This is a genomic window from Nocardia sienata NBRC 100364 (assembly GCF_001613205.1).
GTDB classification, from domain to species: domain Bacteria; phylum Actinomycetota; class Actinomycetes; order Mycobacteriales; family Mycobacteriaceae; genus Nocardia; species Nocardia sienata.
This window is the reverse complement of sequence record NZ_BDBX01000063.1, coordinates 19,318-38,082: the sequence shown is the minus strand read 5'-3', so window position 1 is coordinate 38,082 and position 18,765 is coordinate 19,318. Positions and strand designations below refer to the sequence as shown.

23 protein-coding genes are annotated in these 18,765 nt (G+C 66.4%); 9 read left to right on the top strand and 14 right to left on the bottom strand.

Translation table 11 applies throughout. From position 1 onward, the window contains the following. The 4 genes from NS4_RS33025 to NS4_RS28095 all read left to right on the top strand — a co-directional run. The coding region (locus NS4_RS33025; protein WP_245665798.1) for a Scr1 family TA system antitoxin-like transcriptional regulator at positions 1 to 199 on the top strand (199 nt) is incomplete at its 5' end. 12 nt (positions 200 to 211) lie between these two features. Then, entirely contained in the window at positions 212 to 418 is a 207-nt protein-coding gene (locus NS4_RS31790) for a DUF397 domain-containing protein (protein ID WP_084487797.1), read from the top strand. 167 nt (positions 419 to 585) lie between these two features. Next, entirely contained in the window at positions 586 to 810 is a 225-nt protein-coding gene (locus NS4_RS28100; protein ID WP_063062504.1) for a hypothetical protein, read from the top strand. A gap of 157 nt (positions 811 to 967) precedes the next feature. Further along, the gene (locus NS4_RS28095) at positions 968 to 1,372 is read left to right on the top strand and encodes a hypothetical protein (RefSeq protein ID WP_063062503.1); all 405 of its coding nucleotides are present in this window, start codon (positions 968 to 970) and stop codon (positions 1,370 to 1,372) included. Positions 1,373 to 1,395: 23 nt separating this feature from the next. On the opposite strand, the gene NS4_RS28090 is transcribed toward NS4_RS28095, so the two are convergent. Then, entirely contained in the window at positions 1,396 to 1,962 is a 567-nt protein-coding gene (locus NS4_RS28090) for a flavoprotein (RefSeq protein ID WP_063062506.1), read from the bottom strand. 151 nt (positions 1,963 to 2,113) lie between these two features. Here NS4_RS28090 and NS4_RS28085 point away from each other — a divergent pair, with 151 nt between their 5' ends. Together NS4_RS28085 and NS4_RS28080 are read left to right on the top strand one after the other, a co-directional pair. After that, positions 2,114 to 3,046 carry a ketopantoate reductase family protein gene (locus NS4_RS28085; RefSeq protein WP_157106295.1) on the top strand — a complete coding sequence of 311 codons (933 nt, stop codon included), beginning with the start codon at positions 2,114 to 2,116 and terminating at the stop codon, positions 3,044 to 3,046. Continuing rightward, positions 3,043 to 3,411, top strand: coding sequence for an ArsR/SmtB family transcription factor (locus NS4_RS28080; protein WP_084487796.1), 369 nt, complete (start codon positions 3,043 to 3,045; stop codon positions 3,409 to 3,411). The genes NS4_RS28085 and NS4_RS28080 overlap by 4 nt, the downstream gene beginning before the upstream one ends. Positions 3,412 to 3,572: 161 nt before the next feature. On the opposite strand, the gene NS4_RS28075 is transcribed toward NS4_RS28080, so the two are convergent. Then, a complete protein-coding gene (locus NS4_RS28075; protein WP_063062501.1) occupies positions 3,573 to 4,220 on the bottom strand; it encodes a DUF4272 domain-containing protein in 648 nt (215 codons plus the stop codon). 687 nt (positions 4,221 to 4,907) lie between these two features. Here NS4_RS28075 and bla point away from each other — a divergent pair. Next, on the top strand, positions 4,908 to 5,837 hold the full coding sequence (gene bla, locus NS4_RS28070; protein ID WP_157106297.1) for a class A beta-lactamase: 930 nt from the start codon (positions 4,908 to 4,910) through the stop codon (positions 5,835 to 5,837). 208 nt (positions 5,838 to 6,045) lie between these two features. On the opposite strand, the gene NS4_RS28065 is transcribed toward bla, so the two are convergent. The 8 genes from NS4_RS28065 to NS4_RS28030 form a co-directional block, all read right to left on the bottom strand. Beyond that, positions 6,046 to 6,810, bottom strand: coding sequence for a YqcI/YcgG family protein (locus NS4_RS28065; RefSeq protein WP_169811826.1), 765 nt, complete (start codon positions 6,808 to 6,810; stop codon positions 6,046 to 6,048). A 36-nt stretch (positions 6,811 to 6,846) separates the two neighbouring features. After that, positions 6,847 to 8,118, bottom strand: a complete 1,272-nt coding sequence (locus NS4_RS28060; RefSeq protein WP_063062498.1) for an MFS transporter — start codon at positions 8,116 to 8,118, stop codon at positions 6,847 to 6,849. After that, complete coding sequence (locus NS4_RS28055; protein WP_063062497.1) at positions 8,115 to 9,461, bottom strand: ATP-grasp domain-containing protein; 1,347 nt, start codon at positions 9,459 to 9,461, stop codon at positions 8,115 to 8,117. Before NS4_RS28055 ends, NS4_RS28060 begins: the two co-directional genes overlap by 4 nt. Next, positions 9,458 to 10,717 carry an ATP-grasp domain-containing protein gene (locus NS4_RS32740; RefSeq protein ID WP_169811825.1) on the bottom strand — a complete coding sequence of 420 codons (1,260 nt, stop codon included), beginning with the start codon at positions 10,715 to 10,717 and terminating at the stop codon, positions 9,458 to 9,460. The genes NS4_RS28055 and NS4_RS32740 overlap by 4 nt, the downstream gene beginning before the upstream one ends. Positions 10,718 to 10,746: 29 nt before the next feature. After that, positions 10,747 to 11,859, bottom strand: coding sequence for an LIC_10091 family protein (locus NS4_RS32735; protein WP_063062495.1), 1,113 nt, complete (start codon positions 11,857 to 11,859; stop codon positions 10,747 to 10,749). Between the two features lie 9 nt (positions 11,860 to 11,868). After that, entirely contained in the window at positions 11,869 to 12,963 is a 1,095-nt protein-coding gene (locus NS4_RS28040) for a radical SAM protein (RefSeq protein ID WP_063062494.1), read from the bottom strand. Positions 12,964 to 13,001: 38 nt separating this feature from the next. Beyond that, a complete protein-coding gene (locus tag NS4_RS28035) occupies positions 13,002 to 13,436 on the bottom strand; it encodes an S-adenosylmethionine decarboxylase family protein (RefSeq protein WP_063062493.1) in 435 nt (144 codons plus the stop codon). Positions 13,437 to 14,129: 693 nt separating this feature from the next. Continuing rightward, positions 14,130 to 14,579, bottom strand: coding sequence for a hypothetical protein (locus NS4_RS28030; RefSeq protein WP_157106294.1), 450 nt, complete (start codon positions 14,577 to 14,579; stop codon positions 14,130 to 14,132). A gap of 257 nt (positions 14,580 to 14,836) precedes the next feature. On the opposite strand from NS4_RS28030, the gene NS4_RS28025 reads away from it, so the two are divergent. Continuing rightward, on the top strand, positions 14,837 to 15,079 hold the full coding sequence (locus NS4_RS28025) for a ribbon-helix-helix protein, CopG family (protein ID WP_063062491.1): 243 nt from the start codon (positions 14,837 to 14,839) through the stop codon (positions 15,077 to 15,079). Continuing rightward, the gene (locus NS4_RS28020) at positions 15,076 to 15,504 is read left to right on the top strand and encodes a type II toxin-antitoxin system VapC family toxin (RefSeq protein ID WP_063062490.1); all 429 of its coding nucleotides are present in this window, start codon (positions 15,076 to 15,078) and stop codon (positions 15,502 to 15,504) included. Before NS4_RS28025 ends, NS4_RS28020 begins: the two co-directional genes overlap by 4 nt. Before the next feature lie 295 nt (positions 15,505 to 15,799). Here the strand turns inward: NS4_RS28020 and NS4_RS28015 are convergent, their stop codons facing one another. The 4 genes from NS4_RS28015 to NS4_RS28000 all read right to left on the bottom strand — a co-directional run bounded on the left by NS4_RS28015 (position 15,800) and on the right by NS4_RS28000 (position 18,763). After that, entirely contained in the window at positions 15,800 to 16,690 is an 891-nt protein-coding gene (locus NS4_RS28015) for an alpha/beta hydrolase (protein ID WP_063062489.1), read from the bottom strand. A 94-nt stretch (positions 16,691 to 16,784) separates the two neighbouring features. Next, positions 16,785 to 17,390 carry a TetR/AcrR family transcriptional regulator gene (locus NS4_RS28010; protein ID WP_063062488.1) on the bottom strand — a complete coding sequence of 202 codons (606 nt, stop codon included), beginning with the start codon at positions 17,388 to 17,390 and terminating at the stop codon, positions 16,785 to 16,787. 256 nt (positions 17,391 to 17,646) lie between these two features. Then, positions 17,647 to 18,108: a nuclear transport factor 2 family protein gene (locus NS4_RS28005; protein ID WP_063062487.1), complete on the bottom strand. Its 462-nt coding sequence runs from the start codon at positions 18,106 to 18,108 to the stop codon at positions 17,647 to 17,649. Positions 18,109 to 18,151: 43 nt separating this feature from the next. After that, a complete protein-coding gene (locus tag NS4_RS28000) occupies positions 18,152 to 18,763 on the bottom strand; it encodes a pyridoxamine 5'-phosphate oxidase family protein (RefSeq protein ID WP_063062486.1) in 612 nt (203 codons plus the stop codon). Between the last annotated feature and the right edge of the window lie 2 nt (positions 18,764 to 18,765).

Sequence of the window (18,765 nt, the reverse complement as noted above, 5' to 3'; positions counted from 1 at the left end):
CTACAGCGGGTACTCCTGTGTTCCGGTGATTCCGCCGGTCGTTTACATAGAGCAGTACACAGGCGCCCTCTACCTGGAGAAGCCGGACGAAGTGCAGCAATATCGAGATGCGTATGCTGACGTCCAGCGTGTCGCACTGGATCGGGACGACAGTCGCCAGTTGATTCAGCGGCTGGCCAGTGAGATGCCCGGTGAGTGAGGAGTCAACCAGGTGAGTGCCGATCTATCCGGAGCCCGCTGGTTCAAGAGCAGCCGCAGCACGGCAAGCCGCGACTGTGTAGAGGTTGCGCACCTCGCGCGGTCCGAGGTTGGTGTCCGGGACTCGAAGAATCCCACTGGGCCGGCGCTCGTGTTCGGCCCGACTGCTTGGGACGACTTCACCTCAGCAGTGCGGCACGGGCAGTTCGAGTCGGACTGACTCAGGTCGGGGTATCGCACGGCCATGCACGCACGAGTCGATGCCGCTATTCACGCCCGTCGATCCGGCCGAGCCACATATCTACACGACGGCCAGTTCCCGCCGGGCGATGGACGTATCGGCTGAGGCCATGTCAGCGTGAGTGATGGACAGCGTGCTATCCGGCCGTGCTGATCCCGAAAAAGGCTCGGAGAGAAACCCGCGAGGATGACTCGGCGCTGTCGGCCGCGGAACGGGTAGTGCGTCGCCAGGTCGAACGAGCCTCGTTCTTCGCCGGCGGTATCCATAAGAAATTGCGGCAAGACAAGAAGCCCGATACGCGTTATATCGAGGAACTCGACAAACTCATCGAACTGATTCCAGCACCCCGAGCAGCTGGAATCAGGTCCTAGCAGGCCTGCCTACCGTCGTGACGACCTGCACCGAGAAGCAGCCGCAGCGGCGCGCGACTTTCGCCACCAGTGGAAGGCGCGCCTCGGACTGGTACCGAGCGCAACTGTTGAAGCAGAACATTGGAGCCGTGTAAAAGCCCTTGCGCGGCGGCTGGCGTTGGGCTGGGCGGACGAATACGACTCGCTTCGTCCTGTCGCCGACCTGCACGGAGAAATCCTGGAGGGAATCTACGGCACGCTGCAGAAACCGGTGCGGTGGTCCGGTCCCACCCCGGCTGCCGACGAACGCCAAGTGATATTCGACGAGTTCGCAAGTGAAATCTCCAAGCGGCTCATCGAGTTGGTGCAGCGCCGGCTCGACGAGGATCGAATCGGCGACTGGGAGGCCGCCTTCAACTTCAATGGCCCCGGATCGGTGCAGCGTCGAGCTGTGACAGTCGACGATGACATCTACGGGTCTGCCGCGCCGACGGGCGCCCGTTTCGATGCCAACCCATTGATCATGGAGGTCGCCGCGATCCTCTCCGAAGCCGCCACCGAAGTCGGCGTAATGCTCGAATAGGCGCAATGGGCACGATCGGTCGCCTAACGCTTTCCGGCGGTACGTGCAGGATGGTCGAGCAGTGCGCGCCACGCGGTTTCCCAGGGGAACAGGTCGAGGTAGCTCTCACCTGTGCCGGGTTCGTGCTGTTTGTATACCTCGTCGCCGACGAGCATCGTGACCCCCCAGTTCGAGAGGTTTCGAATGGCTGCTCGGACGGCTGGAAAACTGATCTGAGCTCGATTGGAGAACGGCACCGCCACTACTGGAAGTTGTTTGCCCACCGCCTCGACCAAGAGCCCGAGCGGAAGGGTGTCCGAGATACCCGCAGCCCACTTCGCCAGCGAGTTACAGGTGACCGGTGCGGCGATCATGGCGTCGGCGGGCGGGAGCACATCCGGAGTGCCGGGTTCTTTGTATCGACTGCGGACAATGTGCCCGGTCTGGGTGGCCAGCTGTTCGGTGTCGATGAAGCGGCGGCCATCGGGGGAGGCGACAACGCAGACGTCCCATCCGTCGGCCTGGGCGAGGGCAACGAGTTTGCCGACATCCCGGGCGGCGGGTGAGCCGGTGACGATGGCGTACAGAACTGGTTTTCCCTGGTCGTTCATACGATTCATGATGTCAGCTCTGAATTCCGCACCAGCGGGCGAAGTTGCCCGATTTCGGGGGTCTCCACCGCCCGCAGTCGATGTGCGTCCGGCTCCGCGGGGAGCCGTGGAGACATATATTCTTCCATTTAAATATTTGGATGGAGGACGCATGCGGATTCTAGTGGTGGGCGACGGTGCTCTCGGCCAGGTTTTCGGGCTGCGGCTCGGGCGCGGTGGCGCGGCGGTGAACTATCTGGTCAAGCCGGGACGGGCCGGTTGGGGTGACACCGGGCGCACGCTGTATCGGCTGCGCAGGTTCGGCGGGCCGGTCGCCGAGCAACTGCGTCCCGAGGGCGTCCACGCCGAGATACCGGACGCGCCGTGGGACATGGTCTGGCTGTGCGTGTCCTCGACCGCGCTGCGCGGGTCGTGGCTGCCCGGCTTGCGGGACGCCGTCGGCGAGGCGACCGTGGTCACCATCGGGCAGGATCTGAACGATCGGGCCGTGCTGGAGCGGGTGTGGCCGGCCGAGCGGATCGTGCAGGTGGTGCCGTCCATGTTCGCTTACTCCGCGCCGTTGACCGATGAGGTACCGGCGCCGGGGATCGCGTACTGGGTGCCACCGGGTTCGGCATTGACGGTGCTCGGTGACCCGGCTCGGGCGGAGACGGTGGTGAGCGCCCTGCGCGCCGGTGGCCTGCCTGCCCGCCGCTCCGCCCGGGCAGGTACCGGTGAACGCGTCGCCGCGCTGATGGTGCCCTATATCGCCGCGCTGGAAGCCGCGGGCTGGTCGCTACCCGCTCTGCTCTCCGACATGGGATCGGCGGTCGAAGCCGGGGCGGAGGCCGCGGCGGTTGTCGCCGCGCAAACCGGCGGACGCCGGGTCCGTGCGCCGAAATGGGTGGCCGGGTCGGTGCTGCGGCTGTTACGGGTGCTGCTCCCGTTCGACCTGGACCGCTATCTGGAAGCCCATTTCACCAAGGTGGCCGACCAGACCAGGCTCATGCTCGATGGTTGGATCGCCGCGGGCGAAACCAGGGCGTTGCCGGTGACCCGCCTGCGTGAGCTGCGGAACCGTCTCTCGGCCCGGGAGACGGCATGACCCCCACCGCCGAAAGTGTGCTGGGCACACTGACCGAATGCGGGCCACTGTTCACCGCGCTCGGAGACGACCGGCGGCAGGCGATCATCGCCCTGCTGTTGCGAACCGGCGGGGAGACCGGCGTGGGTGAGATCGCCGCGCAGATCGGTCTCTCCCAGCCGGCTGTCTCGCATCACCTGAAGATCCTGCGGGCGGCGCGACTGCTCACCGTCGAACGACGGGGCACCCTCCGGCTCTACACGCTCAACGGTGCCGAACTGAGCGATATCCTGGCCCCGCTGCGCGAACTCGTGGACCAGATCACCTCCTGCGCCGACCGGCCCGAACCCCCTCAGCGGCCGGAGAATCAGGCCCGGATGCGGTGAGCGGCGAGAATTTCGCTCAGGAAGCGGATCGCCGCCCTCCGGCGCCGAGTGGTGAGCGCCGCGCGCGGCCCCCGCAGCGGACCGCCGCGGGCCTCTATGCGCTGACGATTCTCCTCGGGGCCGGGCAAGAGGCCCACCGCGACCGGAGCCACGGTGCGGGACTACTCTTCGTCGGCGTCCCATTCCGACTGGTCGGCACAGGTGATCCAATGCAGCGCATGGAATCGTTCCGATGTCAGGAAGGGCTCCAAATCGCCGATTATTTCGCCGGTTTGCTCGTGAATATCCTCCATGAAGTGATTCAGGAAGAAGTAGTAGTGCAGTTCCGCGAGAATCTCCTCGCTGGGGCGTAGCCCGGCGTCGCGGATGAACGGCTGCAGGGGTTCGCCCAGCGCCGGTAGGTGCCCGCCGACCAGCGAGCCGTCCATCCTCTCGCCGGGGTCGGCCAGGTCCGGGATTTTCCCCGAGGCCCACAGCAGGACGTACAGAGACTCGGCTCGCCAGGTCAGCAGGTTCGATTGCATAGCTTCCTGCCGCCACAGCATCTCGTCTTCGGGCAGCTCGGTCAGCGAGAAAGCCCATCGTTCTCGCTCGGTCAATTCCTGCAGGAAATTTTCCGCTCTCATCCATTCCGCGATTTCTCTCGGATCCGGATGGAAGATGACGCCGAGCAGTGCGTGCAGGGCGAGTGTACGTCTGGCCAACTCGCTGGGTTCGCGGAGTCGGATGGGGAAGATTTCCGCTATGCCGGGCAGGAAGTCCACTTCCACCCCGTGCTGCTTCAATCGGTCCTGGGTCGAAACGATCATTGAACACCTCTCTGTTGCGCTATCTGTCACCGAACCCGCGGCGGAGCCGTTCGGCGGAGGGTCGGGCGATGCGGTCGCCGACGCGGGCGCGGCCGGCCACCCACGATGAGCAGCGGTCGGGTCCGCGCATGTCGAGCAAAGCCACTGTCGCCCAGGGTTTTTCCTCTTTGCCTCTTCTCATTCGGTCGAGCGGTCAGTTTTTCGCGCCACGCTCCCGGATGCAAATGGCAGGAGTCCCGGTGACGGTGCAGGCGGCCGAGCACCGGTTATCGGTGGGCGTGGCCCCGGCGATCTTCTGGCGCCGGTGCAGCGCCCGGTCGGGCGGCACGAGTATCGGCTGGTGCGGCAGCTGTCGACCGGATGTGGGCGGGCCTGCCGCAGATGTGCCCACGGTTGCTCCGGTGCTCACCCCATCACCCGGTATCCACCCCGACGGCACCGGCCGCCCGAGACCGGACCCTCCATCGCCGCTTCCGAAGGTTCGCAGCGGCGTTACCGCGTATGCCGATCCATCACGCCACCCCCGCCGAGTGCGGTCGGCAGTGCCTGTTGTCGGAACCCGTTCGTCTCCCCGGTGAACTGCGGCGATATCGAGTCCGACTGGTTCACGCGGGAGTTGTGTATTGGCTCCGCCGACCGGGGCCATGATGTGCTGCGGCGGTGAAATTCTCCGCACTCGTTCAGCTCATCTCATTCGATCGCCGCCGGTTCGCTGCCGCCGCGCTGGCGGTATCCGCGCTCTCGGCGGCGACCGCCTGTGATGCCGACCCCGGTACCACGGTCGTGACCGCGCCTGTGGGCATCACGGGCCAGGCCGCGACGACGCAACAGTTCACCGACCTGGAAGCGGCACACGGCGCGCGGCTGGGGGTGTTCGCCCTCGATACCGCCGACGGCCGCAGCGTTGCCTATCGTGACGGTGAGCGGTTCCCGATGGCTTCCACGTTCAAAGGGCTCGCCTGCGGTGCCCTGCTGCACGAGCACCCGCTGTCCTCGGGGTTCTTCGACCGAGTTATCCGGTACCCGCGTACGGATCTCGTCGACTACTCACCGGTGACCGAGCAGCATGTCGATACCGGGATGACGGTCGCCGCCCTGTGCGAGGCCGCGATCACGGTGTCCGACAACACGGCCGGCAATCAGATCTTGAAACTCCTCGGCGGGCCCGCGGGCTTCACCGCGTTCCTGCGCACCCTCGGTGACGACACCTCGCGACTGGACCGCTGGGAGACCGAGCTGAATACCGCGATCCCGGGCGATGAACGCGACACCACCACTGCGGCAGCGCTGGCCGCCGACTATCGCGCTCTTGTCGTCGGCGACAGCCTCGTGGAACCGGAACGCGCGCAATTGGCCGCGTGGCTCGTGGCCAGCGCGACCGGCGGTGATCGCATCCGGGCGGGGCTGCCCACCGGCTGGAAGGTCGGCAACAAGACCGGGTCCCCGGCCTACGGTTCTGCCCTCGATGTCGCCATAGCCTGGCCGCCGGGACGGGCTCCGCTCGTCATCGCGGTACTCACCACCAAATCCGAGCAGAATGCCGAACCGGACAATGCTCTCGTGGCTTCCGCCGCTCGCGCCGCCGTGGAAGCGCTCGGAGCGGGTCCGGCCAACTGACGCGCGTCGTACGAGCACCGATTATAGGTACCAGGGTGCGACACGGCCGGCTCACGGCGGCGGGCGCGGTCGCTCGGCGCGGAAGGTCCGGTGGGTCACCGCCGCCGCCCTCGAGTCCACGGGTAGTCGGATCCGAGGAGTCGCCAACGGAAATCGGTCGTGGCACCGGGCACGTGCAACGGTGCCCGGTGTCTTCCATACGGGTGCTTCAAACGGATGAATGTGGCCGGTGGTCGCCGGCCGGTGATGTCGGGACGGGCACCTGGAACGGGCAGCTCTGCGGCTCCAGCAGCTGTTGGTCGTCGGGCAGCATGTACTGCCGCCATTTGAAATCCGGTATGTGCAGCGTATCGCCGAGATGCGGATGCGGGCCGACCTCGTCGTAGGTATGGAGCCGTTCGCGGACCTTGTGCTTGGCCCGGTCGCCGGCGACCGACATCGCGTCCAGCCCTTCGAAGACCCGCAGTACCTGGAAGATCACTGTGAGGCAGGGGCCCAGATTGCGGCTGCGGCGAGCGTGGTAGGCCGGGCTCGCGCCGAAGACGAACCAGGGCTCGCCGGAGAAGCACCACTGCCAGTGTGGATCCGTTACGTTCTGGGTACGGTCCGCCGGCCAGGGCCGGGGATCGGCGGCCGTGAGCCGGCCCAGCAGCGACCAGAACTGTTCCGCGTGTGTGGCCAGTTCCGGCGCCGGGTCGGGGGGGCCGGCGAATACGATCAGCGTCTGCCGTTTGGGGCCGGTCCACGCCTGTTTCTGGAAGGCGACCAGGGTTTCGGCCAGACCGCCTACGCCACGCGGCCCTTCCCCGCCGGGTTCTACCGCGGTGAACCAGTTCTCACCGTCCTGCTGGCCGCGGACGCCGAAGTGACAGGGGTAGTCGGCATCCCGGTCGAGCAGTACCTCCGTGAAAGCCCGCTGGGCTGCGTGGAGCCAATCGGGCGCGTCCGGCGCGGTATTCGTCGACCCCCACATATGAACCATCCGTCTCGGTCTCCCATACTCGGATATCTACTTCTCGGTCGCTGCTTGCGACAGCGCTTGCTCGTTCGGCTGTGGTGTATCGCCGGAATGCCGCAGGCGCGGCCGGCGCCGTGCGGCCGCGGCGGCCAGGAACGGTATGGACACCGCGACGAAGATCGCCCATACCAGATGCACGTGGTGGGCGGCCAGCAGCGGTTCGATCAGGAACCCGGACGCGAGGTTGCCGATGGCGGCGCCGACTCCGGTGACCAGGCCGAGGATGCCGATGTAGGTGGCCAGCCGGCCCTCGGGTGCGATCGCGGCCATATGAGCGTTGGAGAACGTGTTGAACATGATCTCGCCCAGGGTGAAGACCGCGACCGCCGCGTAGGTGAGCAACAGGGGGAACCGGGATTGCTGCACAACGGCCAGCGCGAGAAAGCTCGCCTGTACGACGACGAAGCCGGCCACCATGACTCGCAGCGGCGGCCGTTTCTCCAATGCGCGGGTGAGCGGCAGGTTGAACAGGATGATCAGCACTCCGTTGAGGAGGTAGAGCGTGCCGATCACCGCCTGCCCGTCGTCCGGGCGCTGGGCCGCGACGATCAACGGCATGGAGAACTGGAACTGGGAGAACAGCACCCAGAAGCCGGTGATGAGGGTGACGGCCCGGCGTAGTTCGCGGTGCCGGGCCAGCCTGCGCAACTCGGTGCGGAAATCGATCGGCTGGGTGGCGGTCCCCGGCGCCGAGGCAGCGGTCAGCAGCCGTTGTGCCGCGTAGGTGGCGAGGAAAACCGCCGCGACGGTGGCGAAGGTGAGCTGATACGACAGGCCCAGGAGCAGCGCCCCGATCAGCGGACCGGCGACCGATCCCGCGTTGAAGCAGACCGAGCTGAGGGCGAACAGCCGTGGGCGCAGGCCGGGATCGGCGTTGGCGATCAGCTTGTACCGCATGGCGATCACCAGGCAGCCGTCCCCCAGACCCAGCAGGAGCATCGCGGCGAGCACCGGCGCGGCCGAGCCCGCCACCGACAGGATCAGGAACCCGCCCACCATGCCGAGGAACCCGGCGGTGATGATCCGCTCCGGCTGGAAGCGGTCGGTGAGATATCCGCCGAGGAATTGCGCGCCCCGGGAGGTGAGCACGAACGCGGTCATGACGGCGGCCGCGAAGGCCACGTCCAAGTGGAGCGTCCGGGTGAAGTGGACCGAATAGTAAGGGATGACCATGAAGTCGGCGGTGACCGTCAGGGCCGTGACCGCGAGCAGCACCCACACCGATCGGGACAGCCCGCGCAGCGATGCCGGCCGCCCGGTCATCTCCGCCCGACCGTCCGGCTGCGCTCGTCGAGGACTTCCGCGCGTACCTGGTGCGATACCCGTATCCACTGCTGCCGGCCGTCTTCACCACGGATCGAGACGGCGAACGCCTCGTCGAGCTCGTCCAGGATCCGGCGCAGGTCGGCCAGGTCGTGGGCGAAGACGCTGTAGCCGCCCGCGGTGCTCCAGTTGTCGCGGGCGACGGTGACGCGTTCGCCCTCCGCCGCGAAGAAGTCGAACTCGACCACGCCGGGAATCGTCTCCGGATCGCGGTCCTGCCGTACCTCCACGATCACGCCGGGCGGAAGTTCGATGAATACCGTGACAGCGATCCGTTCCGAGTTCTCCACGGGCGGTGGTAGCGTGGCGCGGCCGAGATGCGTTCCGACGAGATAAGGTGTCGCGCGCTCCTCGAAACGCCAGTTGATGAGATCCATAACGGCGTGCCCGGGTTCCCGTACCGCCCATTCGACCGGGTACACGCGAGAGGTCTCCGCCTCTTCGATCGCCTCCAGATGAAGGATCCCGGTCTGCATCCCGGTCAGCTCGACGATGCGCCACGCCAGTTCCCGGTAGGCGGTGCGTTGGTGGTCGGTGAGCTCGGCCGGTACGACCTGCAGCGTCTCGACGAAGTACGGTTCGGCACCCTTGCCCTTGTGGGTGATGCTGGTGACGATCGCCGTGCCGTCGCGCACCAGACATTCCACACTGACCTCGCGTCCGGCCAGATACTCCTCCAGCAGCAGCGCGCAGCCATTCTGCTCGGCCGCGTGGTCGAGCAGGTAGCGGTCCAGATCGGCGGTGCTGTCCAGCCGGCGGACCCCAGCGCTGCCCCAGTGCGTACACGGTTTGGCGACGACCGGCCCCCGGCCGACCATGAAATCGCGCGCCTGCTCGGCGGATTCGACCAGGGCGAACGCGGGAACCGGCAGCCCGCCCCGCCGGCAGAGCACCCGCTGCATCAGCTTGTTACGCGAGACCGAGGCGGCCCGCAGCCCGGGACCCGGCAGGTCGTATACCGCCGCTACACCGGCCGTGACCTCGACGTATTTCTCTCCGCCCGCGTACACACCCTGGATCTCATAGCGCTGGGCGAGTGCCTGCACCGCGCCTACGGCCTGGGTCGCGTCGAGCGCGGCGACCTCGACGGCTCTGTCCACCATGGCCAGCCGTCGCCGGTACAACTCGGCGAGCCCGCCGGCCGAGGGGGAGTCGCCACCGAACGGCTCGTGGATCAAGACCACCTCGACACCGAAATCGTGACCGGCCTGGACGAATGTCTGTAGTCCGTCGGAGAGGTTGAGCCCGAAGACGACGATCGCGGGCGTTTTCGTTTCGATCATGTTGCTTCCCGGGTCATGGCTTCCGTGTCCGAGGGTGTGAAGGCGATCAGGCGCAGTGCCCGGCCCGCCCGGCGGCGCGCCTCGGCCGCTGTGCCGGCGCGCACGACCAGGTTTCCGTGCCGGTCCCGGTAGTCGCGCAACGCTCCCGATGCGTCGACGGTGTCGGGCACGCGCAGGTCGTGCACGCCGGGCAGGGAACGGGCCGCGGCGGTATCGACCCGGAACGATCCCGCTCCCGGCGCGGTGACGAACCGCACGCACGCGGCCCCCCGATAGCGCAGCGGCCGCTCCGGCGCGGTGGCACCCAGGAAGGCGCGCACCGTTTCCCGGTACATGTCGACTCCGGTGGCCGCCTCGACGAGGTCGATGATGCGGTCGCCGGCGAGCCGGGCGGCTACTTCGATCAGCACGGGTTCGCCGTTCGAGCGCACTCGCAGTTCCATGTGGGCGGCACCCACTCTGATCCCGAACGCCTCGTGCACGGCGGCCGCGAACGAGCCGACCGCCTCCAGTGCCGGCTCGGGCAGCGAACTCGGCACGCAGTGCCCGAGCTCGACGAAGTGCGGACCATCGGTCACCAGCTTGTCGGTGATGTTGACCAGGGCGGGTCCGCTGCCGAAACTCACTGTCTCCACACTCAGCTCCGGCCCGGCCACGAACTCCTGTATCAGGGCCGCGGATGCGAGCGGGAAATCCCAGTCCTCGTCCGGTGGGCGCCGCCAGATCCTGCCGCACCTGTCCAGCAGCGCCGCCTCGTCGTGCACTTTGTAGACGTCGCTGCTGGCCGTGTTGTCCGGGGCCTTCACCACCGCCGGGTAGCCGATCTCGGCGGCGGCCGCCAAAGCCTGCCTCCGGTCGCGGACCAGGTGGGTGTGGGGTACCCGCAGGCCGGCGGCCCGGGCGCGGTCCATCATCAGGTCTTTGTGGCGGGTGGCGTCGACGAGGGACGAATCGTTGGCACGCAGGCCGAGCCGGGTGGCGAGGCGATGCGCCAGCGGGACGAACAATTCGAACCCGGGGATGACGGCGGTGATGGGCCGGGCCGCGTGCAAGCGTTCGACCGCGCCCAGCACCGCCGCCTCGTCGCTGACGTTGAGCTGGATCAGCCGGTCGATATGAGAGCGGCACTCCTCATCGAGCCGGACCGCGCCCCGGTCGAGCGCCATGGCGGTCACCTCGGCGCCCAGCGTATGCGCCGCCGCGGGGAGCCGGGCGCCGGCGCTCAAGGGCTCGATGACAAGGACGTGTTCCCCCACGACGAATAGTTCCGTTCTACTCGTAGTCGCTACAGGTAGGTGTCGAAGAGCGAGACAGGTCCCGCCCGCCAGGAGGCGAAGAAGGTTTTCAAGCGGCAGACGGTCGAATCCAGATACGGCAGCACTCCGACGTGCCGGCTCCTGGAGCGCCCCGGATGGAAGAACCGGATGAGTATTGCCTCCGGATTCGTCCGGAGTGCCGCGAGCGCGTCCACCAGGCGTGCGTAGCCGGGGCGGTACTCGTCGGTGATGAGCGCATCGGGGTTGGGATCGGTGACCGAGCCGTCGGGCCACAGCACATACCGGCTCAGGATGTGATCCTCGATATTGGACAGGTAGACCGTGTCCGCCGTTTCGCCGAAATGCTCGAGCAGGTCGTTGAGCAACGAAATGCTGTCCGGTTCGCACAGGTTCCCCAGCACCGGAATGATGCGGTCGCGCAGGTGCATCTGCCGCACGTAGTCGAACCTGGACGGGTCGGTCAGGAAATGGAAATTCCATCCGGTGGAGGTGGTCGCGAGAAGGATGTCGCGCATCGTCGGGCATTCCTCGCCGATATCGCTCTTCTCGCCGAATACGAAGATGTCGAGCTGCCGCCGGAAGAACTCGCCGTACAGGTAGTCGATCCGATCGGTGTGCGCCGGTTGCAGGCCCCAGCGCCGGGCCGCGGTCGAACGCAGCAGGGCCAGGTTCTCGTCGTAGAGCGCGGGGGAGATCACTGCGTTCTCGAACGCGTCGACCAGGTCCCGCGGTGTGCGCAGTTCCGCGGCGGGCGGCCGCTGCGGACAGGTGCGGGAGAACAGCAGCAGCAGATAGTCGAGGGGGTCGGCCGCTCGCTCGACGAGCATCTTGAATATCAGGTGCTCCAGCAGGTTGTCCGGCCGGCTGTCGCAGATGAGTGCGAGCCGGGGCCGGAGCGCGCCCACGTAGGTCAGGTTCTGGCACGGTCCCACGCCGACGAAGGCTCCGGTGGTCGTCTCGGCCGGGGCCGGTCTGCATTTGGCGATGACGTCGCTGTAACCGAGCTCGGAGGTCACGAAGCAGTCTTCGGTGTAATTACTGGGTGCCGGCGCGGCCGCCAGCGAGCTCCGGACCACATCACCGAACGCGAATGATGTCATCGTGTTCCGCGCAGTGCTCATCTCGTGCTCCTAAGCGTCCCGATTCAGCGACGGCCGTACGGAGAGGTCGACGAATACGCGATTGTCCTTGGGGGCAGACTCTTTCCCGTAGACCTTGTAGGTCATGCAGCCGCCCTGGCAGACCTGCTTGATATGCGCTTCACAGGTGACGCATTCGGGGAAGGACGGCTGCTGTTTGAGCTGCCGGTCGTGTTCGCGATGCCGCTCGATGGTCTGTGCCAGCTCCTCGGCGTCGGCCGGCCGCGGCGCGGTGTAGAGCGGCATCGCGGTGCAGTAGCTGACCCGGCCGTCCACGTGGAAATAGGCGAACGGCTGGCAGCGGCGGATCAACGCGAATCGCTCGCCGTGCTCCTGCAAGAAGTCCGGCTCGAAGATGCACAGGGGGATCGGCAGGTCCGGCGAGGTCTTGACGCCGCGTTCCAGGGCGTGCAGCAGCATCCGCTGCACGACCGGGCCCAACTCCCGCATCTGCCCCAGTCCGAGGAACGGGGTGCCGCCGGAGGTCGGCGTGGCGAAGATCCAGGTCAGCGCCGCGCCGTGGTCGGCCGCCAGATCGACGAGTTCGACGAGCGGGAAGTCGGGCCCGTCGATCACCCCGTTGATGGAGGTCTCGCAGGTGGTGCCCATCGCCCGCAGGTTGTCCTCCCAGCGCGGGCGCAGCCATTTGAACTTCTCGAAGAGCAGCTCGTCGTAATGGAAGACGATTCTGCGCACGGCGGGGCTGGCCAGCATCATGTCGCGGCGTTTGGCGTTGAAACCGCCGTTGGTGTAGATCGTGGTGGTCCAGTTCCGGCGTTCGATCTCGGCCAGGTACTGATCGAGCTGCGAAAGCACGGTCGGCTCCCCGCCGACCAGATACACCTCGGGGAAGTCGGATACCTCCTGGAGCCGGTCGAGGATCTCGCGGAACAGCTCGATGGACATGGTGTGCGATTCGGTCTTCTGATCACGCGCATAGCAGTACGTGCAGACATCGGTGTTGCACAGTGAGGTGACGGAGATGTACGCGCCCTTGTACGTACGGACACGGCCGGTCTTCACCGGGGTGGTCGAGGCGTCGGGACCGTGGGATGTGAATCGATAGTCGGTGACCTGATTTTGCATCGTGCTATACCTTCGAACGAGTTCTGTTGTAGCCGCGTTCAGCGGCTCTCCATCCAGTCGGACAGGCGCTCCGCCGCCGGCGCCGTCCAGTGCACGCCGCGATCGAGCACCGTGTACTCGCTGACGGTGAACCCGCCGAAAAAGCGCGTGCAGGTGTCGTACACCTGTTGGGCCTCGAAAGCCCGGCAAGAAAAGAGATCGAGGAAGAGTTCGCGGCGATTCGGATAGGTATGCACGGCCGCGTGCGACTCGTAGAGAATCACCACCGCCGAATAACCGTAGTGATCGTCGTCTCCGCCTTCCGCCGCGGCATGCGGCCCTTCCAGAATCCGCATCCCCACCGCGTGCACCAGGGCGACCAGGAAATCGGCGACACGGGTCGCATCATCGATCGAATCGACCCGTTCTATATTGCACAGCCTGAGCATCAGATGCTGCCCGTAACTGCGCGACTGCGCGTTGATGGAGCTCATAACCCCGTCTTCGACCTACTTCGCGGCCGGTGCTCGATTGGCACGGTGGCTCCCTTCGTCGGACAGCGTTGTCCTCAAAACATTTGTGGCAGAACATATTCAGGAATCAGGCGGTGCCCCTACCGATACCCGCGCCATGGGTCGAGTAGGAATCACGCCGCACCGTCAGGGCGCGACGGCAAAGCGGTGCCCGCGCGACGGGTGCCGATCCTGATCAAGCAGGAGAAAAGCCGGTGGCGGCTGCTGTGAGTGCAGTGAGCGCCCTCGTCATGGCTCGGTTCCTCGATTCATCCAGAACTGACCGTGTCGGCCGACAGGGCTCCAGAACAGCTGAAGCACTCAGAGTCTCGATCTTGCGCGGCAAGGTGTCAACGGTCGCACTTCCCACCGCTGACGGGCTCGGGAAAGCTAAAGCTGCTGCATAGCAATATGTTTCGACAATTACGCTGTAAAGCAGACGAGAGGAGTGGGCTGCCGGCGTGGCCGGGCGGGGTGTGTCGAACCTGGCTGTGATCGGCCGGACATCGGGCCACGCCGGCCCGCCCGCTTGCATGTCGGTCACAAACGTGGCGACCCGGTCGTGTTCGGCAGTGAGTCGGGACCGTTCGAACTCGGCGCCGACCGGCAGGACGCGCGGCATCTGCGTAGCCCTGCCCGTGTCGGGAAGGCAGAAGCGTTTGCGCCGCGAAGGAGTCAGGCCGAGATGGTGCCGCTGTAGACGGTGAAACCGCGTCCCTTGGACTGGCAGCCGAAGCTGCCGTGGAATCCGACATCGCAACGCGCGCCGGCGTGTTCGATGTAGGGCCCCCACGTGCCCACCCCGGTTTTCACGTCCCCGATTTCCGGGTTTCCGCCGGGCAGTGTGTACGGCGTGCCGCCGTCGAAGGTCGGATGCGCGGGCAGCCACGACCGGTCGATGACTATCTCGTTCGTCTGGAACGGGAACGGCAAGAAGTCGTATTGGAGGCGGGTGGATTGCGCGATATCGCAGCCGACCGTTCCGTCGCCGTAGATGGCGCAGCTGAAGGTTCCGGAGGCGAAGTGGACGGTGTCCGCTTCGGCGTGGGCGGTCGCGGTCAGGAGCAGGGGTACCAGTCCGGCGGCGGCCAACACGCCCGCGGCCTTCGTCATCATTCGCTTCATGGGGATACTCCTCCAGATCGAATCGGGGTGAACCAACTGGTGTTTCGCGAGACGATAGTCGTTCGTTTCGGAAAGCGAAGAGGTTCGGCTCGAAGAGGTCGCCCGCGCGTGATGATGGTTGTCGCGCCGGCCCCGAGCGCGATCCAGCACACGGTAGCCACCGGAACCATCATCGGTCGATATCGAGAACGGCAGGCTACACCGGATCGGCATCAGTGATGTCAGCTCCTCGGCATCAGTGATGTAATATAGCCGGTATGCGCACTACTATCCGACTCGACAGCGATGTGGCGGCTGCTGCGGAGCGACTCCGGCGTGAGCGCGGGATCGGACTCGGAGAAGCGATCAACGAGCTGGTGCGCGCCGGAATCCACCAGCGGCCGGTGGCTCCGCGTCGCCCGTTCCGTCAGCGCACCCGTGCCATGGGCGCGCGGGTGGATCTGTCCCGGAACTCGGAAGTCTTCGACCTGCTCGACGAGCAGTACCCCGGTGAGTCATGATCCTCGACGTCAACGTGCTCCTGTACGCAGTCGACGAGGGCAGCCCTCATCATGAGGTAGCGCATTCCTGGCTCGAGGACGCGATGAACGGTGATGTGCGGGTCGGATTCCCCTGGCACAGCCTGGTCGGTTTCGTGCGAATCGCGACGCACCCGAAGATCTTCACCGCCCCGATGACCGGCCGCGAGGCATGGAGTTACGTCGACGAATGGCTCGACCACGATATGGCATGGATTCCGTTGCCGACGGACCGGCACCGCCGGGTCCTGGGTCGGCTGGTCGATGACCATTACGCAACGGGCAACCTGGTGCCCGACGCGCATCTCGCGGCTCTGGCCGTCGAACACGGTGTGGCGGTGTGCTCCTTCGATACCGACTTCGCCCGCTTTCCCGAGGTGAAGTGGATCAATCCACTCCGTCGGTGAACCCTTCGGGGGTCATTCCGTGGCCGCCGGCCTGCTGTCGATACGAAAGTGAACCGGCCTCACACCCGCTCTTTTCCGGAGAGTTCGCGGCGAGTCACTGCATCCGGACACCGATCACTCCCGGAACAGTGCCACGGTCAGCCCGATCAACCCGACGGCGAGCCCGACGAGGGTGAGGTTCGCGCCCATTACCGTGTGACCACCGGCCGGCGACCGCAGCGCGGGCCGGTGTATCTCGCGCCGGCCGGTACGGGGCCGGCGATTCTCGTGTTCTCGGCCGAGGGCATGACAGCGGTCAGCCGTTGAGCCGGTTGAGCAGGAAGTCGCGTGCGACGGTGGCGGCCCGCTCGAACTGTTCCTCGTAGACGGAGAAATGCCCGCCGGGTATCAACGCGAGTTGTTTGGGTTCGAGGGCGTCGTTGTAGCTGCGCAGGGCGACCTCGGTGGGAGTCAACGTGTCCTGTTCGGCGACGACCATGAGCAGCGGCGTGGGTGATACCCGGGCCACGAATGCCTCCGGAGCGTAGGACTGGAATTTGTCCACGCTGGACAGGGTCACCTCGTTACGCCAGGTCGGGATCTGCGGGCCGTTGGCCATCAGCCATTCGTAGACCTCGGGGCCGGGCATGGCCACCATCTCGGTGGGGTCGTCGGAGGCCGCTTTGATCGTTTCGTGGGGTTTCCCGGCGAGCCGGCCGGACCGGTCCGCGGCGATGGCCGCGTGGACGGTGGGCAGCATGACGGAGGGGACCAGCCGGGTGAACGTCGCCCAGCCTGCGGTCAACGGCACCTGGGACACGACGGCCCGCACTCGCCGGTCGGTGGCGGCGACGACCAGTACGTGCGCACCCGCGTAACTCGTTCCCCAGACGGCTATCCGTTCCGGGTCGATACCGTCCAGGGTCCGGGCGAAAGTCACCGCGTCGCGATACCCCTCGATCTGGGCCATCGGGTCCACCTCGTATCGGGGTTCGCCGTCGGAGGTGCCGAATCCCGGGTGGTCGTAGACCAGGCAGGCGAGCCCGGCGGCGCTGAACACCTCGGCGAACGGCGCAACCCACTCCTTGACTCCGGCGAAGCCGTGCGTCATCACCACCAGCGGGGTTTCGTCTGTGGATACGTCGGGGCGGTACAACCAGCCGCGCAACGTCACGCCGTTACTGCCGAACTCGATGTCCGTCCGCATGCCGACTCCTCTGGTTACGTTACGGATCGTAATCAATGTAGGTCGGCCGAAACGTGACGTCAACCATAAATGTCCCGGATGGGTATGACTCGGTTCAGCGCTCGCGGTAGCCGACGGCGTCGAGAGCCGAACGCACCGTGAGCCGAACCAGTTCCGCATCGATCGGGCCCAGTGTGGGAACGAGCGCCCGCATCAGCATGGGGCCCGTGATCAGATCGCAGAGCCATTCCGGGTCGGTGCCCGGGGCGATCTCTCCACGTAGCACCGCGCGTTCCAGAATCGTGGCAGTCGAAAGCCGGCGTGGCCGGAGGAACCGTTCATGGAATCGCCGCGCCAGCTCCGGACTACGAGCCAGGTCTGCGAGCAGCCCGGGTAATGCCCTACGCATCACCACGTCGTTGAACAACTGCCGCTGGTGCTGTTGGATCGCCAGGAGTTCCGCTTCGATTCCGCCGAGATCCTCGGCGCCCGGTTGCAGGCCGAAACGCTCCATCAGCATGGACGCGACCAGATCGGCGAGGTCGGTGTACCGGCGATACAGTGCGGGACGGCTCGTCCCGGCGGCGTCGGCCACCGCCTGCAGGGTGACCGCGCTGTATCCGCGCTCGGCGATCAGCTCGGCTGTCGCCGACAGCAATGCGGTATCGAGCCGGGTGTCGCGAGGGCGGCCGACGCGGGCCGATGCTGTGCTATCGGTCATACGATGACCGTAGCGCCGGGGCTACCGCCCGGGCACGGCACCGGGAACGGTGTGGCGCCGCGGGAAGCAGGTTCTCGCCGGAGGGGTATCACCACCGGCGGCTCTCACGGATTCCGCGGACGCGATCCGGCCCTGCCGCGGGATTCCGCGCTCACCGAACCGCACGAGACCGCGGTGCCGGTCATGGCCTCCCCGGCGGCCTCCGGGAACCCGACCGGCGCGGCCTATCCGGCCGACCGCGGGCGGGGAAGGCCGTCTAGTGGAGTGGTATGTCCACCCCGTATTCCTGCTCGGGCCGGGGCCCGCGGATCCTTCGCTCGGTGTCGCGGATCGCGACGTCGTCGATGCTCGCTTCGCGACGTCGCATCAATCCGTGCTCGTCGAACTCCCACAGCTCATTGCCGTAGCTGCGCCACCATTGCCCGCTGGTGTCGTGCCACTCGTACTGGAAACGGACCGCGATGCGGTTGTCGTGGAAACTCCACAGGCTCTTGCGGAGTGCGTAGTCCAATTCGCGCTCCCATTTGGCGGTCAGGAAGACGACGATCTCCTCGCGTCCGGTGATGAAGAGATCGCGATTGCGCCAGACGGAGTCCGGTGTGTAGGCGAGGGCCACGCGCTGCGGGTCGCGGGTATTCCACGCGTCCTCGGCGGCTTGAACTTTGCGGAGTGCGGTCTCTGCGGTGAAGGGAGGAAACGGTGGTCGGGCGTCGGTCATGGCAACCTCTCAGGGGGAAGGGCGTTCTCGGCGGGCGGATCGGTCATGGGGAGGGCGGGACGGGAATTCTGTTCTCCGCCAGCGTTGCCTCGAGCCGGCGGATACGTTCTCTGAGCGGTTCGGTGGCGGTCCGCATCTCATCTGCGGTGAAGCGTGGGGTGATGAACTTGGGGCAGTTCCAGTCGAAGGCCACGACCTCGACGGTCAGCAGGCCTTCGAGGCGGCCGGTGATGCCGAGCTGTTCGAGCATTTCGGAAGTGGGTTCCGGATCGAACCGCGCGTGACCGAGTAGCTTGAGTCGTTGCCGGTTCGGGTAGTCCACCGCGATGATCGCGACCCGGTCGTCGTGGTCGAGGTGGCCGGCGGTGATGTACTGCCGGTTGCCGGTGCTCTCGGCCCACACCAACTGCGTTGGACCGGTTACTTTCACGAATCCCGCCGGCCCGCCGCGATGTTGCACGTAGGGCCAGCCGTTGCTGCCGGTGGAGGCGAGATAGAAGCTGTCGCGGCGCTGCAGGAACTCGGCTTCCGCCGCGCCCATGCCGGTCGGCACGGGCGCGGCGGAAAGCATGTGTTCGTAGCGGGCGAAAGAGCCCTTCCGGCGCTGGTGCGCCTGCTCGTCCGCTCCGAAGGTGAGTGCGAAGAAATGTTCCATGG